At 42.2% G+C, this 15,650-nt stretch carries 15 protein-coding genes and 1 pseudogene; 4 read left to right on the top strand and 12 right to left on the bottom strand.

The features are described 5' to 3' along the window. Positions 1 to 88: 88 nt before the first annotated feature. From flgA to H8A87_RS17725, 3 genes are all read left to right on the top strand, one after another. Positions 89 to 760 carry a flagellar basal body P-ring formation chaperone FlgA gene (flgA, locus tag H8A87_RS17735; RefSeq protein WP_198691237.1) on the top strand — a complete coding sequence of 224 codons (672 nt, stop codon included), beginning with the start codon at positions 89 to 91 and terminating at the stop codon, positions 758 to 760. Positions 761 to 882: 122 nt separating this feature from the next. After that, the gene (gene flgM / locus H8A87_RS17730; RefSeq protein ID WP_198691236.1) at positions 883 to 1,182 is read left to right on the top strand and encodes a flagellar biosynthesis anti-sigma factor FlgM; all 300 of its coding nucleotides are present in this window, start codon (positions 883 to 885) and stop codon (positions 1,180 to 1,182) included. Between the two features lie 26 nt (positions 1,183 to 1,208). Next, on the top strand, positions 1,209 to 1,649 hold the full coding sequence (locus H8A87_RS17725) for a flagella synthesis protein FlgN (protein ID WP_198691235.1): 441 nt from the start codon (positions 1,209 to 1,211) through the stop codon (positions 1,647 to 1,649). 342 nt (positions 1,650 to 1,991) lie between these two features. On the opposite strand, the gene H8A87_RS17720 is transcribed toward H8A87_RS17725, so the two are convergent. The 7 genes and pseudogenes from H8A87_RS17720 to H8A87_RS17690 form a co-directional block, all read right to left on the bottom strand. Continuing rightward, positions 1,992 to 2,747 (bottom strand): hypothetical protein, encoded by a 756-nt coding sequence (locus H8A87_RS17720; RefSeq protein WP_198691234.1) that lies wholly within the window; start codon positions 2,745 to 2,747, stop codon positions 1,992 to 1,994. 500 nt (positions 2,748 to 3,247) lie between these two features. Then, positions 3,248 to 3,469, bottom strand: a complete 222-nt coding sequence (locus H8A87_RS20560) for an SEL1-like repeat protein (protein ID WP_408646946.1) — start codon at positions 3,467 to 3,469, stop codon at positions 3,248 to 3,250. 203 nt (positions 3,470 to 3,672) lie between these two features. Beyond that, positions 3,673 to 4,206 (bottom strand): annotated as a pseudogene (locus H8A87_RS17710) (DUF4291 family protein). 236 nt (positions 4,207 to 4,442) lie between these two features. Beyond that, entirely contained in the window at positions 4,443 to 5,438 is a 996-nt protein-coding gene (locus H8A87_RS17705; protein ID WP_198691233.1) for a glycosyltransferase, read from the bottom strand. 232 nt (positions 5,439 to 5,670) lie between these two features. Then, positions 5,671 to 7,773 carry a flagellar biosynthesis protein FlhA gene (flhA, locus tag H8A87_RS17700; RefSeq protein ID WP_198691232.1) on the bottom strand — a complete coding sequence of 701 codons (2,103 nt, stop codon included), beginning with the start codon at positions 7,771 to 7,773 and terminating at the stop codon, positions 5,671 to 5,673. Then, positions 7,766 to 8,917, bottom strand: coding sequence for a flagellar biosynthesis protein FlhB (flhB, locus tag H8A87_RS17695; RefSeq protein ID WP_198691231.1), 1,152 nt, complete (start codon positions 8,915 to 8,917; stop codon positions 7,766 to 7,768). Before flhB ends, flhA begins: the two co-directional genes overlap by 8 nt. A gap of 371 nt (positions 8,918 to 9,288) precedes the next feature. Next, a complete protein-coding gene (locus H8A87_RS17690; RefSeq protein WP_198691230.1) occupies positions 9,289 to 10,665 on the bottom strand; it encodes an alanine/glycine:cation symporter family protein in 1,377 nt (458 codons plus the stop codon). A 318-nt stretch (positions 10,666 to 10,983) separates the two neighbouring features. Between H8A87_RS17690 and H8A87_RS17685 the strand changes: the two genes are divergently transcribed. Then, complete coding sequence (locus H8A87_RS17685; protein ID WP_198691229.1) at positions 10,984 to 11,562, top strand: recombinase family protein; 579 nt, start codon at positions 10,984 to 10,986, stop codon at positions 11,560 to 11,562. Here H8A87_RS17685 and H8A87_RS17680 read toward each other — a convergent pair. The 5 genes from H8A87_RS17680 to cheR form a co-directional block, all read right to left on the bottom strand. Beyond that, complete coding sequence (locus tag H8A87_RS17680) at positions 11,540 to 12,352, bottom strand: alpha/beta fold hydrolase (RefSeq protein WP_232370346.1); 813 nt, start codon at positions 12,350 to 12,352, stop codon at positions 11,540 to 11,542. The genes H8A87_RS17685 and H8A87_RS17680 overlap by 23 nt on opposite strands. Positions 12,353 to 12,629: 277 nt before the next feature. Then, positions 12,630 to 13,286, bottom strand: a complete 657-nt coding sequence (gene cheZ / locus H8A87_RS17675) for a protein phosphatase CheZ (RefSeq protein WP_198691228.1) — start codon at positions 13,284 to 13,286, stop codon at positions 12,630 to 12,632. Between the two features lie 9 nt (positions 13,287 to 13,295). Next, positions 13,296 to 13,685 (bottom strand): chemotaxis response regulator CheY, encoded by a 390-nt coding sequence (cheY, locus tag H8A87_RS17670; protein ID WP_092507037.1) that lies wholly within the window; start codon positions 13,683 to 13,685, stop codon positions 13,296 to 13,298. A 30-nt stretch (positions 13,686 to 13,715) separates the two neighbouring features. After that, positions 13,716 to 14,768, bottom strand: coding sequence for a protein-glutamate methylesterase/protein-glutamine glutaminase (locus H8A87_RS17665; protein ID WP_198691227.1), 1,053 nt, complete (start codon positions 14,766 to 14,768; stop codon positions 13,716 to 13,718). Continuing rightward, positions 14,761 to 15,648, bottom strand: a complete 888-nt coding sequence (cheR, locus tag H8A87_RS17660; protein WP_198691226.1) for a protein-glutamate O-methyltransferase CheR — start codon at positions 15,646 to 15,648, stop codon at positions 14,761 to 14,763. Before cheR ends, H8A87_RS17665 begins: the two co-directional genes overlap by 8 nt. Between the last annotated feature and the right edge of the window lie 2 nt (positions 15,649 to 15,650).

The raw sequence follows: 15,650 nt of genomic DNA, 5'->3' as shown, positions 1-15,650 counted from the left end.
AATAATCAATCGCGTTACACTATTAACATCCAACAGGTACTGAATATTTTTTGAAATCATGGTTCGCTAACGGAGTTAAGGTGGTGACATGCCTGCATTAAAATTTATCGGATCCCTTGCCTTTTTCTTTAATCTATTTTTTGGCACGTCCTTGGCTTGGGGGAGCAATTTACCGCAATCGATAAATGATTATTTCAGGCAGATTCATCATACTGCGGGTCACAAAGTCTCTGTGAAAATCAAAACACCTGAACAGCAATGGCCGGTCTGTGAATTTCCTGAGATACAGCCGTCAATTGGCAACAGAAACTGGGGCAATCTGTCCATCCCTGTGACTTGTGGTCAGCAACGCCGTTTTATTCAGGTCAACGTCAACGTCATCGGCCCATACTTGGTTTCTAAGCAAGCCATTAACCGCAATGCCGTACTGACAGAAAAAGATTTTCAAGTAAAAACGGGATCTTTAGATAAGCTGCCAAACAACATAATCCGTAACAGAAAGGCCATACAAAATGGTATTGCTATCCGCAACATACCTGCCGGACAATTCATCACACGCAATATGATCCGGCGTCCATGGGCAATTAAAGCTGGACAGAATGTGGTCGTCACCGTAGATGGACACCATTTTCAGGTGCGTTACGAAGGAAAAGCGATTAACAATGCCGCGAGTTTTGATAATATCCGTGTTCGTCTGGACTCCGGACAGGTTATTACTGGTGAAGCTCAAGAAAATGGCAGTGTAAAAATGATGTTATAAATGGCTAAAGTTTTATTTCTTCAAGCCGATATAACCAACAGACCATGATTTACAGGCATGCCAGCGGTATATCGCCTGCTACCTAAGACAAATAAATAATGCCTGATTAAAGGATTACGATTATGAGTATTGAACGCACTCAACCTCTACTGGCCATTGCTGCTTTACAGCAACGCAATGCCAATGAAGGTGCTCAGAGCACTCGCAGAACTGTGGCTGTCGCAGAAAAAAGCGCCGATACGCAAGTCAAACTGAGCGAAGCGCAGAAAAAGCTCGTTCAGCCAAGCAGCCAGGATATTAATATCCAAAAAGTACAACAATTGAAAGAAGCCATTGCAAAGGGAACACTGGCGATGGACAGCGGTAAAATTGCCGATGCCCTATTCAGAGAAGCCCTTGAAAACATGGAATATGATAAATAAACCATCAAGATCATAAAGAGCCATAAATGGAAGAACTTCAACTCTTGCTTGAACAGCAAAGCGCGCACTTAAATTCGCTTTCGCGAACTATAGCAGAAGAACAGCGTATATTGAGCGAAGGCTTTATTGAAGCGAATCATTTACATCGAGTGACGGAACAAAAAACATTTTTACTTTCGGCACTCGATCACGCAGAACGAAAGCGTCAGCAATTAAATGAAACGCTGAAAATAAAGGCACCTTATGCTGACCATGAAATACTGGCTGTATTATGGAACCAAATTAGCCAGACTGTTGAACGTATCCGTGATTTGAATGCGCATAATGGATTTTTGCTGGATCAGCATATTGAGTTAAACAGTCAAGCAATTACTTTTCTGAAAAATCACCATAGTCCTTCTCTCTATGGTTCTGATGGACAAGCTCGTCATAATTCAGCACTGTCAGGTCACAAGATTAGCGTTTGATTGTTCATACTGCGATAAGCAGTAATATCTACAGACCTCTTGGTTTATCAAAAATAATAAGAGGTCTGTTTCTGTATGCTCGTATTTTCTCTTCTCGCTCAAAAGAAAACAATTCTCATTACACTATTGAGCATTTTTGTTTGAGTGCTTTGTTAGGAATTATATTGTGATTATATTCACAAAATTATAGATAAAAATAAATGCTCGAATATAGTACATTTATACTGAGTTATAGAAAGACTTTATTGAGTATATATAATTATCTTGAAAACAAGTATGTATCTCTATTTGTAGATAGAATAAAAGTTTTTAATCACAAATTAAAAAACATATAAAATTAATTCACATAAAACCCTTGAAAGAATAAATATCTTTTAATGCATTATTAATTATATGCTTATTTTTATTTTCAAGATCAAAGCGTGGTTTAAATATAGATATAAGCCTAACTCTTTGAGGATTTTTTAATTGAACACTCAACAGATTAATATGCCCTTCGATGAAAAATGGCGTAAGTTTATCCATACTAAATTTAAATATCCCACCACCAATATTAGGATCAAAAATAAATAAACTAGAATCTCTCCAAACAATAAATCCCACATGATTAGGGCCAACATATCTATTAGTATTTATTGCATCCTGTTTATCGTTAAAACTTCTTAAAAATAAATGATTATACGGTAGACTTTTATTCGAAAAACATGAATAAACATAAGTCAAAGCAAAACCTGATCTATCACCTGCACTATCAAAAGAATAAATAAAATCACCAAAAGGGTATTTTTCGTATGATTGATATTTCATTTGAAGAGTTGAAATAATTTGCTCTAGATGACTAAAATTGCCCATTGCTGTCGGCCCTAAAGTCATTGGGTCTCTTGACATTTTAAGCATTTTCACATACATCTCTGTTAACTCAAATGCCTTTTCAGGTGACAAATTCTCTGATTCACATTCATATAAATTTGCTAAGATATATAAAGATATACCTATACATTTACCACATCCACAAGGAATTATTGGATTACATTCAGTCAGTCCGTGATGACTATGTCTGCAAAGAAATTGATCAAATCTAAAAATTTTCTGATTCATAGAAATCCTCCTGAGACAATTTATTAATCCACACCCTGCACCTTTAAAAAAGCTATGAATTCAATCCCACCTGACCTTTAAAAATTTATATACTCTATATTTATATAATTTTCAATACCAAATATAGAAAATGGAGAAAATATATTTTATATTAAGGAGCGAATAAATAAATTACATAGATTAATATAAGTCATTTACTTTCCAAATAAATTTCATGGAAATTAATCGACCCACAAAATAACCATTAATATACACAACATAATCAGAGCTGATATGCAAGTCATACAGTTTCTTAATCACCATAGTTGCTTTCCAATATTCTAGCAATTGCTATACCGGTCGGATTAGTAACGGACTTAATTGATCTTGAAGAATTTTACCTTTCAACAGTGAACAACGTAAATCACCCTCAGTGAAAATTCTGGCCGCTTTGCCATTCTAATCACATACGATAACCAGCCCCATGCCAGTACGGGTCAATTCTTCCATCGCATCCATAATCATCGCATTTGCTTCCACAACGTGCATTCGCTCGCCAATATGCATTCAGTCTCTTTTCCTCGATTAAGTTTTTTCGTCAATTTTTTCACAGAAAATTTGGCCTCAGTAAGACTTTGATCTGCTTCTACCGATTTTTTGTACCACTCCAGTGCGTTTTGTCTATCTTGTTTAACACCTAACCCATTACTATAAAAATAACCAATATTGTTTTGTGCTTTTATATGGTCTTGATTGGTAGCATTTAAAATAAAGCCTATCGATAAATCCTCACCATTAATATTAATGGCTATCTCAAATAATGAAAAATTAACATTGTAGTTTGAGTTTTTTAGAACCTATCAAAATGGTGCCCAGAAAAAAAATTACAGTATTTTGATCAAAGTTGTCTTCATTGTCGATGACTCAACGAGGTATCCACACAATATCAATCATGCGGGAGCACAACTGGAAGAATATATTTTATATTATTTATATTATTTATATTATTTATATTGATATTATATGCAGTCGCCACCCTGCTGGAACTTCTGGCTATAGGAGCAGAGAAGAGCGGGTATATCGGCTCTAATTTATTCAATGAAATATCCCGTTCAGGGTCCCACTGAATCACAACATCGCTGTTCTGTACTTTTTCTTTCCATGTCTCCATTGAATCGAAAAATTCAGGGTCAAAATGGTTGATCACACCTTTCTGGATAATTTATTTAAATCCTTTATGTGTCAGGTCAATTGCCAGAATTCGTTTTTGTCCCTCATCCTTCTTTGCCCAACCAGAGCGATACATCATCCATAAAAAGGAAGGTTTGATCCATGTCATGCGGGTTATACTGAAGGGAGGGGAAACAAAAATGCCATTTTTGATGGCGCTGTCAGCAATTGAATCAGAAAAAGCTTGATATACCCTGATATATTCATCAGTGTAATTTGCCCTGATTGGGTTATTTTTATGTGAAAACATATTATCCTTGTTTATTATACGTAATAAATAATATCCTATAGAAAGACTCAGTCCAATTCTGCAATCGGACCAACTACCCAAAATTGCTGAGTGGACTGAGGAATATTAATCATATCATTGATGTCCTATCATTAACGATTTTTGATAAAAAAATAACTCCAAAATCTACGATAACGTTACTACACAAGCAGATGAGATTGATAAAAATTAATCTATATTTTACAAGTAACAATAATCTACTTACGAAATAAATCATTATAACTAGATTTTAAATCAAAAGGGCTTTCGGAGGCATAATCAGGGCGATCCTTATTTTTTTCACGCACTTTCCCCCACTGTGCCTTGGCATCAATATTGTTAAACATAATCTCTCCTTCTTTCTCCATCCTCAGATGTTCAGAAGGGATATATTTATTTGACTCATTGACTACACGAGGCCTCTTCGCATCACTGGGACGATTTTTTTCTTGGTTAAACCAACCACAATAAAGTCCAGGCCCTGTCGTCCACAGCGTACCTAACTTGCGAAGTTGTGGTTCTGAACGCCAATTTTCCCATCCATTATTTTTTAATTTTGATGTTCCCTCATACATCACTTGCACCCTTCTATCTATTACTATCAAAAGTTCTGCTATTTTTCTTGATTGAATCGGTGCAGTAATGATAGCGTTACCAAACTTATTCACTGTCCATCCAGAACCTGTGACATCACCAAAAGCAATCCCCTGAGCAGCATTAATATTTTCAAATATTGCTTTTCTTTTCAGGAGTTGGTCTATCTTATGAAACGTATTATTTGATGAAAATTTTGGAACAGCATTAGCAAGCTCTATATCCACATCAAGATAAATTCCTCCTTCTACAAAGAGAATAACTAAACGTACAATATCACTGGCTGATGCGTAATTATGATAGAATCCGTTGATTTGTCGGTGATATATCGCATGCAAACGCCAAATGATTTTTTGATCTATAAAATATGGGCTTTGCTTTAAGGAAAGGAACGCGTCTTCAATATCTCTGGAGTCATGAAAGGAAAGTCCTGTTTCTAATTGTGGTTCAATATCTATACCCAGAGAATTTATGGTATTAAAAAATAAATGTTTTTTAGTCCCCCACAAATAAACTTTAAAATCGGGATTTTCGGCCTTAACATTAATAATACTTCTCAAACCATCTTTAGATATATTATTTCCTGCCCAAAAGTAGTGTATTTTTTTAGGGATATTCATATACCACCTCCAGATTTTATCTGATTTATGAATTTTTATCTCATAATAATTTCTTCTTGGCAAAGAATTTATGAATCTGTATTTATAATTCATTATTGCCATATGAAGAATAGATAGAATAAAAGAAAACTATCAAAAAGAAGTGTGATTATGAACGAGGATTTAATGGCATGTTAGATAAGACTGACAAACCTTACCAAAACGATGAGGTTTGTCACAATGCAGTTAAATTTTACCTTGTACCACCAATCGTTGCCGTCATTCTGATTTGACGGTTGTCGGTGATTTCAAGGTTGGACAGTACAACCAACCGAGGCAGTACGCGGCGCAAGAAGCGAGACAGTAGCGGACGCAGTGCGTGATTGACCAATAGCACGGGTGGCGCTCCCAGCATTTCCTGACGTTCCAATGCTTCTGCTGCCTGGCGCTCAAGGCTTTCAGCCAAACCGGGTTCCAATCCGCCGCCATTTTGCAGTGCTTGAAGCAACAATCTTTCCAGCCCCGCATCTAAACCAATAACTTTGATTTCATCCGCTCCTGGGAACCATTGTTGAGCGATTGCCCTACCAAGTGCGATTCGAATCATGGCAGTCAATTCATAAGGATCCGTCTGTGCCGCCGCATGTTCTGCCAATGTTTCAATTATGGTACGCATGTCGCGAATCGGTACTTGCTCCGCCAGCAGGTTTTGCAGAACCTTATGCAAAGTTGTCAGGCTGACTACATCAGGAATGAAATCTTCCGTCAGTTTCGGCATTTCCTGACTGACGCGCTCAAATAATTGCTGCGCTTCCTGTCTCCCAAACAGTTCACTGGAATACTGGGAGAGCAAATGGTTAAGATGAGTTGCGACAACAGTGCTGGCCGCCACAACGGTATAACCCTGCACCTGAGCCTGTTCTCTTAAGCTGTCATCAATCCAGACGGCAGCCAAACCAAAGGCCGGATCTGTCGTCAAGTCACCTTGCAGTTCACCCACAGCACCGCCCGGATTAATCGCCAGCCAGCGTCCCGGATGCGCTTCACCACGACCAATTTCTACGCCTTTCATCATGATGCGGTAACTGGCTGGCGCTAATTCAAGGTTGTCACAAATATGCACTACCGGTGGCAGGTATCCCACTTCTTGCGCGAATTTTTTGCGAATACCACTGATACGGCCAAGCAATTCGCCGTTTTGGCGAAAATCCACCATCGGGATCAGACGATAGCCAACTTCCATTCCCAGCGGATCTTCCAATTGCACATCAGACCATGATGCTTCTGCGGTTTGTTGTTGTTCCTCCACTGCTTTCATCTCTTCGTGTTGTGCCGTGAGTGGATTTTTATCCCTACGCAGCAGGAAATAGCCCCCACCTGCCAACGCTGCCGTAAACAACAAAAAGACAAAGTTAGGCATTCCCGGCACCAAACCAAGCAGACCGAGTACACCCGCACTCAACATCAACACCTTAGGATTGTTGAAAAGCTGGGTCACCATTTGCTGACCGACATCTTCATCAGTCGCTACACGGGTTACGATAACACCCGCCGCCGTAGAGATGATCAGTGCAGGCAATTGGGCAACCAATCCATCACCGATAGTCAGCAAGGTATAGGCTTCTGCTGCATCACCTAGAGTCAAACCATGTTGGGCAACACCGACAATCAAGCCGCCGATGATATTGATCACCAATATCATCAATCCGGCAATCGCATCGCCGCGTACGAATTTACTCGCACCATCCATTGAACCGTAAAAATCTGCTTCCTGTGTGACGTCAGAACGACGCTTTTTGGCTTCATCTTCACCAATCAATCCAGCGTTCAGGTCAGCATCAATCGCCATCTGTTTGCCGGGCATTCCGTCCAGTACAAAGCGCGCGCCCACTTCAGCGATACGCCCTGCACCTTTGGTAATGACCATAAAGTTAATCAGGATCAGGATAACGAAGACCACAATACCGATCGCAAAATTACCGCCAACAAGAAAGTGACCAAAGGCTTCTACTACCTGCCCTGCTGCCGCTGAACCGGTATGCCCTTCCATCAGGATAATTCGTGTGGAAGCTACGTTCAGCGACAAACGCAGTAAGGTTGAGAACAGCAAAATGGTCGGGAATGCGGCAAAATCCAGCGTCCGACGGGTAAACATCGCCACCAGCAAGACCATGATGGAAAGCGCGATATTGAAAGTAAATAGCAGATCGAGCAGGAATGGTGGTAACGGCAGTACCATCATCGACAAGATCATGAGGATCAGCACAGGCCCCGCAAGCATTTGCCACTGGGAGCCTTTCATATTCCCCGGTAAACGATTTCCCGTTAAACGTAGTAATGAGGCCAGATTAGCCATGACGATTATTTTCTCCAGCAAAATCCAGTGCTGGCGGCACTGGCAGATTTTCAGGTTTTTTCGGTTTCAAGCCACCTTCCTGTTTCCAACGTTTCAATTGGTAAACCCAGGCAAGCACTTCGGCGACAGCGGCATAGAGCGCCGCAGGAATAAAACCTCCCACTTCAGCATGGCGAAACAACGCCCTCGCTAAAGGTGGAGCTTCCAGTAACGGAATGCGATTTTCAGCACCAATTTCTTTGATGCGTAAGGCAATAAGCCCCGCCCCTTTTGCCAATACTTTGGGGGCACTCATTTTTTTGCTGTCATATTTCAAGGCAACAGCGTAATGAGTTGGGTTGGTGACAATAACATCGGCCTTTGGCACATCCGTCATCATGCGCTTTCGAGCAGCCGCCCGCTGTTGTTGACGGATTCTGGCCTTTACATGTGGATCCCCTTCTTGCTCCTTAAACTCATCCTTGATCTCTTGGCGGGTCATTCTCAATTTTTTCAGGTGGCTGCGGATTTGATAAAGCACGTCAAACGCCACCATCGGTATCAGCATAAATAAGATAATATAGCCGGCAAATATCAGCATCATCATGGCATCACTCAACGCCATCAGCGGAGGCTGGGTAGTCAGGTTGAGCATGGCAGGCCAGTTCAGCCAGATAAACAGTGCCGCACCACCTCCTACCAGTAACGCCTTCAAAATGGCTTTGAACAATTCCGCCAGCGCATTCATGGAGAAGATTTTCTTCAAACCAGAAATGGGATCCAGCTTAGTCAGGTCAAATTTGATGGATTTTGAGCTGAATATCAGCCCCCCCATCAAGGCTGGTGCACTGAGGGCAATCAATACCAATCCAACAAAAACCGGTAACAATGCCCAAACCGCCTGTTTCAGCAATCGACCGACTTGCTGTACCATCTGTTTGTCATTGCTGACCATGTTATGGTCGAAGTTGAATCCTTCAAACACCATCAGGGAAAGTTCATGGGTGATCGACTGTCCGCTCATCCAAAGCAGACTTACCCCTCCCGCCAACATCAGGATAGAAGTGAGTTCCTTGGAACGCGCGATTTGCCCATCTTTACGGGCTTTTTCCCGTTTATGGGGCGTGGGTTCTTCGGTTTTTTCGAGATCGCTATCTTCAGCCACGGCTTTCCTTGGTGAGCATTCATTATTGCATGCCGAAAATTTGCCTTTGGCAAAGGGCAAATAAAATTATGCTAAGCATGACAAAAGCCCAGAGATTCAATGGCGGGAACACTGCGAAATTTGCGAGGGTATTTGGGGCATTATGAGTGTGCCGGAGGTTGGGTGGCTCCGGCATGAGTTAGGCTGGTGTTACTTATAAGTGATGGTATAGCTTAAGTGATGGTATAGCTGATTTTACCATTGGCTTTTCCGGAGGTGACATGTTTTCCGGTTTTAATATGGTCATAATTCCGTTTTTGGAATCGATTATCTTATTGTTAAGTGTGGCGGATTCGACTAATAAGATAATTTTCAATTTATTACAGCTATCATTAATCCACTTTCATCACCGGTTTAATATCAATACTATCTGCATTCACATCACGGATATGGTCTTTCGTCAAGCGATAAACAACCGGGCTAAGCAACGCTATCGCTATCAGGTTAGGGATCGCCATCATGGCATTGAGGGTATCCGCCAGCAACCAGACAAACGTCAATGACTGAGTAGCCCCAATCGGCAATGCGATAATCCAGAGAATACGGAAAGGCACAACGGCTTTTGGCCCCAGTAAATATTGAATACATTTCTCACCGTAAAAGCTCCACCCCAAAATGGTTGTGAAGGCGAAAATAGCTAAGGCGATGGCAACGATATAGTTACCTCCCGGAATCACGGCTGAGAAAGAAGCTGCGGTCAATGTTGCGCCCGTTTGACCTGTCAGCCAGCCGCCGGTAATGACAATGGTTAACCCCGTCACGGAACAAACAATAATCGTGTCAATAAAGGTTCCCAGCATGGCAATCAAACCCTGACGAATCGGGTTTTGTGTTTTTGCCGCTGCGTGGGCGATAGGTGCGCTGCCCATGCCCGCTTCATTAGAAAATACACCACGGGCAATACCAAAACGGATCGCTGCCCAAACTGCTGCACCAGCAAATCCGCCCTGTGCCGCAACTGGCGTGAAAGCTGATTTGATGATTAAAGCAAACGCATCGGGAATGGCAGGAATGTTGAGTGCCAGAACAACTACGCCTGCACCAAAGTAACCCACGGTCATAACAGGCACTAATTTACCTGCAACATCAGAAATACGTTTGATGCCGCCAATCAGTACTGCACCAACCAAAACTACCAGAATTCCAGCGGTTATGGTTTTTTCAATGCCAAAGTTACTTTGCAGTACGTCAGCGACTGAGTTGGCTTGTACTGTATTACCAATACCAAAGCCCGCAATACTGCCGAAGAAGGCGAAAAGCGTTCCCAGCCAAATCCATTTTTTCCCCAAGCCATTTTTGATGTAATACATCGGGCCACCAACGTAATTACCATTTTTATCGGTTTCACGGAAGCGCACCGCCAATACCGCCTCTGAATATTTCGTGGCCATGCCCACCAATGCGGTCATCCACATCCAGAACAATGCACCCGGCCCCCCCATAACAATGGCTGTCGCTACACCCGCGATATTTCCTGTCCCTATTGTCGCTGATAGTGCGGTCATCAAGGCATTAAAAGGTGAAATTTGACCTTCACCTCGTTGTTCATTTTTTTGGAAGAGTAATTTGAACCCCGTGCCCAATTTACGGATCGGTAAAAAGGACAGACGAATTTGCATGAAAATACCGATGCCCAGAAGCCCAATTAACATAGGGGCTCCCCATACAATCCCGTTTATTGCACCTAACCACTGTGTAATCAGTTCCATATACACCCTCAGCACTCATTCGAGTAACAAGTTAGCAACAAAATTATTTCAATTAAATAAAGATCATTTTGGGAAAATAAGCGAGACTAATTGAGTATTATTGGTAAGAAAAAATTGATACTGTGAGTTAAGTCACTCGTTTTGGTAACGTTTTATCAATCCCATTGATAGCCATTCCTCTTTCATCACTTATTTTGATATGAACCGTATTTAACCCAACTTTTATCACGCCATTAAAGAAATTAAAGGTTTTTTATAGCAAATAAATAGGTATTATTTGCATGATAAATAATTTCTTAGGTAACTAAAGGATTATCAGTGACAAGAGTGGGTTACATCAGGGTGTCAACAAATGACCAAAATAGTGACTTACAAAGAAATGCGTTGGTCAGTATTAACTGTGAGTTGATTTTTGAAGACAAAATCAGTGGGAAAACGGCTAATCGTCCGGGACTGAAACGCGCATTAAAGCATCTTAAATCCGGTGATACGCTGGTGGTTTGGAAATTGGATCGCCTGGGTCGCAGTGTGAAGAATCTGGTAGCACTGATTTCAGAATTGCATGAACGTGGAATTCATTTTCAGAGTCTGACCGACAGTATTGATACCAGTACGGCAATGGGACGGTTTTTCTTTCATGTGATGAGTGCGCTGGCAGAAATGGAACGCGAGCTGATTGTGGAAAGAACCAATGCGGGTCTGGCCGCGGCTCGGGAACAGGGGCGAATTGGTGGGCGGCCAGTGATGTTTACCGAAGAAGATCGGCAACAAGCCGCCAGGTTGCTGAATAAGGGGCATTCCCGAAAACAGTTGTCGATTATTTACAATGTGTCGTTGTCAACGATTTATAAGTATTTGCCGGTGGGGAAAGTGATTACTTTTCCATTTCACGATTAGAAAGCAACGATGTTGAAAAAGTAAAATCTTTTATTAAATTGCTCCATTCTGCTGGCTTTTCAATTTGAACAGCATGACCACTATCAATTTCTTTGTATGTGCTATTTTTAATATTCTTATAAACCTCACGTACCAGATAAGACGGAATTAACGTATCTCTGCTTAAACCAATAACCAGTGTTTCCTTATCTATTTGATCTAGATAATCTTTTATGTTTGTGGTTAATCCCAAAGCAATGCGTTTATCTGTCTCTTTCTCTGTTGGTTTAGCGCAGATCCGCCGTATAGTTTTATGCCCTAGTGATGTGATAAATTCTGGGCTCAGGGCATGTGATAGGCCAAAGGCCATTGCTGATGCTTTATCATTAAGTTCCAGATGTAACCACGTCTTGAATATTAATTGATGGCGGGGATCATCATTTGTCGCCCACGGTGCGGTCAATATCAATTTATTGATGAAATTCGGATACTTTGCTGCCACAACAGCGGCAACTACCGCTCCCAGAGACACCCCTACTAAATCGACAGGAGCACTGCTGCTATCTTCTATTACAGCAACAATTTGCTCCGCAATGTGTTCAATAGTCAGTGTTTCGGGCGGTAATCCAGAATTTCCACACCCGGCATAATCAGGAATGATCACGGTTCGATCACCGTTAAAGGTTTTTTTTATTTCCCCAAAACTACTACTACCGCTGCTATTTGTACCATGCAGAAAGACCATTGCATTTTTGTTGTTTTCCTGATCTTCTTCAAATTCTTTACGGTAAGAAACAAATGAATTTTCCAACTTAATGATTTTATCGATCGACTTCACAACGTTTTCCTCTGCATGATCTGGATTGGCATGCTTTTATATACCAAATCAATCGGATAACACTGTGATCTAATCGTCTTTCTAATACATTGAAGATTGATGACGGGGGCAATGCTCTGAAAAAAATAGTATTGAGGCAGGCGTTTGGGCCAGTCACCAGACTCACCCAAACGTGATCAAAACATGAAAGTTTTGTCCTTGGAGGTTCTATTTGTCGAAATACTGTTCGTTAAAATACTCGCACTCGTTATCAAAAACCTAAACTATCCAACAAATCATCAACCTGTGCTTGGTTAGCAATAACGCCAGCGCCATTCTGGTTGACTTGAGGGCCGTTAAGAAGACTGTCGTTCTCTTTTTGCGCTTTAGTCATCTGGTCAGAGGGCATATTTTCCATTAATACCATGACCAACTGTTTTTCCAGTTCCTGAATGACTTCCATCATCCGCTTTATTACCTGCCCCGTGAGATCCTGAAAGTCTTGCGCCATCATGATCTCAAGCAATTGGGCATTGGTAAATGAGGCATGTTCCGGCACAAGATTAAGGTAGTTTCTCGTGTCCGTTACCAGTGAGCGGGCATCGGTCAGCTCCAGATTGTTTGGGTCAGCAAACCATTCATCCCAACGCTGGGTCAAGGATTTTGCCGACGCCTCTAATTCGTTCTGACAGGGCTGCGCTACTTCAACGCAATTCAGCACCCTTTCAGCCGCTTGTGCCGTCATTTGGACAACGTAATTCAATCGCTCCCTCGCATCTGGGATCGCCTCAGCCGCTTGAGCAATGGTTTGATCCAATCCCAGTTCACGCAGACTATCGCGCAGCATTCTCGTTAACTGCCCAATACGACTGATTATTTCACTGGTAGTAATCGCCTCATCTCTCGGCATGACTGGATTTTCACTCATTTTGTCTCCTTAGAGCCCCAATTTTTCAAATATTTTATCGAGTTTCTCTTCCAAAATAGCCGCAGTAAACGGTTTCACGACATAACCGCTGGCTCCGGCCTGTGCTGCTGCAATAATGTTTTCTTTTTTCGCCTCTGCTGTCACCATCAAGACAGGTAAGGCAGCCAGTTTTTCTTCACTGCGAATCGTTTTCAGCAATTCGAGGCCATCAATGTTTGGCATGTTCCAGTCAGAAATAACGAAATCAAATTCGGCAGTACGAAGCTTAGTCAACGCTTCTGCCCCATCCTGCGCTTCATCTACGTTGTTGAAGCCCAACTCTTTCAGTAGATTACGCACAATTCGGCGCATAGTTGAAAAGTCATCGACTACCAAAAATCTCAGATCCTTACTTGCCATAAAAACTCCTTGGAATTTCACTTATCATTACTAAATACGAATCGATTGACCCATGCTGATTTTAGCCAGCATAGCTTTACTGATTTTTTGAATGTCCATGACGTCATCCACTGCCCCTAACTGGATCGCGGCACGTGGCATGCCAAATACCACACAACTTGCCTCACTCTGCGCCAATGTATAAGCTCCTGCCTGTTTCATTTCCAGCAAACCCGCTGCACCATCACTACCCATGCCAGTCAGGATAACTCCCACGGCATTACGCCCTGCATATTTCGCAACGGAACGAAACAGGACATCAACAGAGGGACGATGGCGATTAACCGGCAAGGCACTGGTTATCATAATTTGGTAATTAGCACCACTGCGGCAGAGTTCCATATGGCGATCCCCTGGTGCAATGTAAGCATGCCCAGGTAGAACACGCTCCCCATCCTCGGCTTCTTTAACGGTGATCTGACTCAGTTTATTGAGCCTTTCCGCAAATGAGCGTGTGAAACCAGCGGGCATATGCTGTGTGATCAACAAGGCTGGGCTGGTGACTGGCAGGGGTTGCAGCAGGTTTTTGATTGCCTCTGTCCCCCCTGTCGAAGCGCCAACTGCGATCAGTTTTTCACTGGATAATAGTGGTTTGAAATTCAGCGGCACCGCATTCTCGGGGGCAGGTTCTATAGTACTGACTTTTGCCTGCGCTGCGGCACGAATTTTCTCAGCAATCAGCTCACTATAGGCCAACATACCTTCACGGATACCCAGCTGTGGTTTGGTCACAAAATCCACAGCCCCCAGTTCCAGCGCTTTTAGCGTAATTTCTGAACCTTTTGCTGTCAGAGAAGAAACCATCACGACAGGCATAGGACGTAAGCGCATTAATTTTTCTAAAAAATCAATGCCATCCATGCGTGGCATCTCAACATCCAACGTTAATACCTGCGGGTTGTGTTTTTTTATTAAATCACGGGCAACAAATGGATCCGGAGCGCAATCCACCACTTCCATATCAGGGTGGCTATTGATAATTTCCCGCATGATTTGGCGCATCAGCGCTGAATCATCTACACAAAGAACAGTTATTTTATTCATGACCCCTCCTTGCCCGACCTACACCGTAAACGGTCTGGCCTTGCAAGTAGAACTCTCGGCTGATTTGAGTGACGTTTTCGGAATGCCCCGCAAAGAGCAAACCATCCGGTTTTAAAAAATTGACGAAACGGCGCAAGATCCTCTCCTGCGTATTTTTATCAAAATAAATCATGACATTACGACAAAAAATTGCATCAAACTTACCTTCGAGAGCCCAATCAGAATCCAATAGATTCAAGTGCTGAAAACTTACCAGTTCAGCAAGTAAAGGGCGAACCCGAGCATATCCTTCAAAGAGACCAACACCTTTGAAAAAATATTTTTTCTTTAGGCTCTCATCCAGAGACTGCAATTCTTCCAGTCGATAAACGCCCTGCCGGGCTTTTTCCAGCACACTGGTATCAATGTCGCTGCCAATGATTTTTATCCGATTTGACCGATGCCCCAGTGCTTCACACAAGGTCATTGCAATAGAATACGGCTCCTCCCCCGTTGAAGCGGCTGCGCTCCAAACGCGGTATGTTCCTCCATTTTTCCTACTGGCGTGTGCAGTCAGTATGGGAAAATGATGGGATTCCCTGAAAAATGCCGTGAGATTAGTGGTCAACGCATTGATAAACAATTCCCATTCGTTGCTGTGGATATCTTGTTCCAGAATAGACAGGTATTGACCAAAATCATTGAATCCCAATACACGAAGCCGCCTGACTAAGCGGTTGTATACCATCTCACGTTTATTTTTTGCCAGTACAATGCCAGCCCGTTGATAGATAAACTGGCAGATACGCTCAAATTGCGCATCCGACAAAGCGTGCCGCTGAAGCATAAAGTTCAGCGGTGCAGTAGCATCAGTATCTGAAGCTATTAAATTGGATTTCATCT

The organism is Xenorhabdus lircayensis, assembly GCF_016306625.1.
GTDB lineage: Bacteria > Pseudomonadota > Gammaproteobacteria > Enterobacterales > Enterobacteriaceae > Xenorhabdus > Xenorhabdus lircayensis.
Note: the sequence above shows the minus strand (reverse complement) of the source record. Positions and strands in the feature narration are given on the sequence as shown.

Bases quoted from the DNA above. Each gene is read 5' to 3' on its own strand.
- flgA (WP_198691237.1), top strand. From the start codon at position 89: ATGCCTGCATTAAAATTTATCGGATCCCTTGCCTTTTTCTTTAATCTA.
- flgM (WP_198691236.1), top strand. From the start codon at position 883: ATGAGTATTGAACGCACTCAACCTCTACTGGCCATTGCTGCTTTACAG.
- H8A87_RS17725 (WP_198691235.1), top strand. From the start codon at position 1,209: ATGGAAGAACTTCAACTCTTGCTTGAACAGCAAAGCGCGCACTTAAAT.
- H8A87_RS17720 (WP_198691234.1), bottom strand. From the start codon at position 2,747: ATGAATCAGAAAATTTTTAGATTTGATCAATTTCTTTGCAGACATAGT.
- H8A87_RS17705 (WP_198691233.1), bottom strand. From the start codon at position 5,438: ATGAATATCCCTAAAAAAATACACTACTTTTGGGCAGGAAATAATATA.
- flhA (WP_198691232.1), bottom strand. From the start codon at position 7,773: ATGGCTAATCTGGCCTCATTACTACGTTTAACGGGAAATCGTTTACCG.
- H8A87_RS17690 (WP_198691230.1), bottom strand. From the start codon at position 10,665: ATGGAACTGATTACACAGTGGTTAGGTGCAATAAACGGGATTGTATGG.
- cheZ (WP_198691228.1), bottom strand. From the start codon at position 13,286: ATGAGTGAAAATCCAGTCATGCCGAGAGATGAGGCGATTACTACCAGT.
- cheY (WP_092507037.1), bottom strand. From the start codon at position 13,685: ATGGCAAGTAAGGATCTGAGATTTTTGGTAGTCGATGACTTTTCAACT.
- H8A87_RS17665 (WP_198691227.1), bottom strand. From the start codon at position 14,768: ATGAATAAAATAACTGTTCTTTGTGTAGATGATTCAGCGCTGATGCGC.
- cheR (WP_198691226.1), bottom strand. From the start codon at position 15,648: ATGAAATCCAATTTAATAGCTTCAGATACTGATGCTACTGCACCGCTG.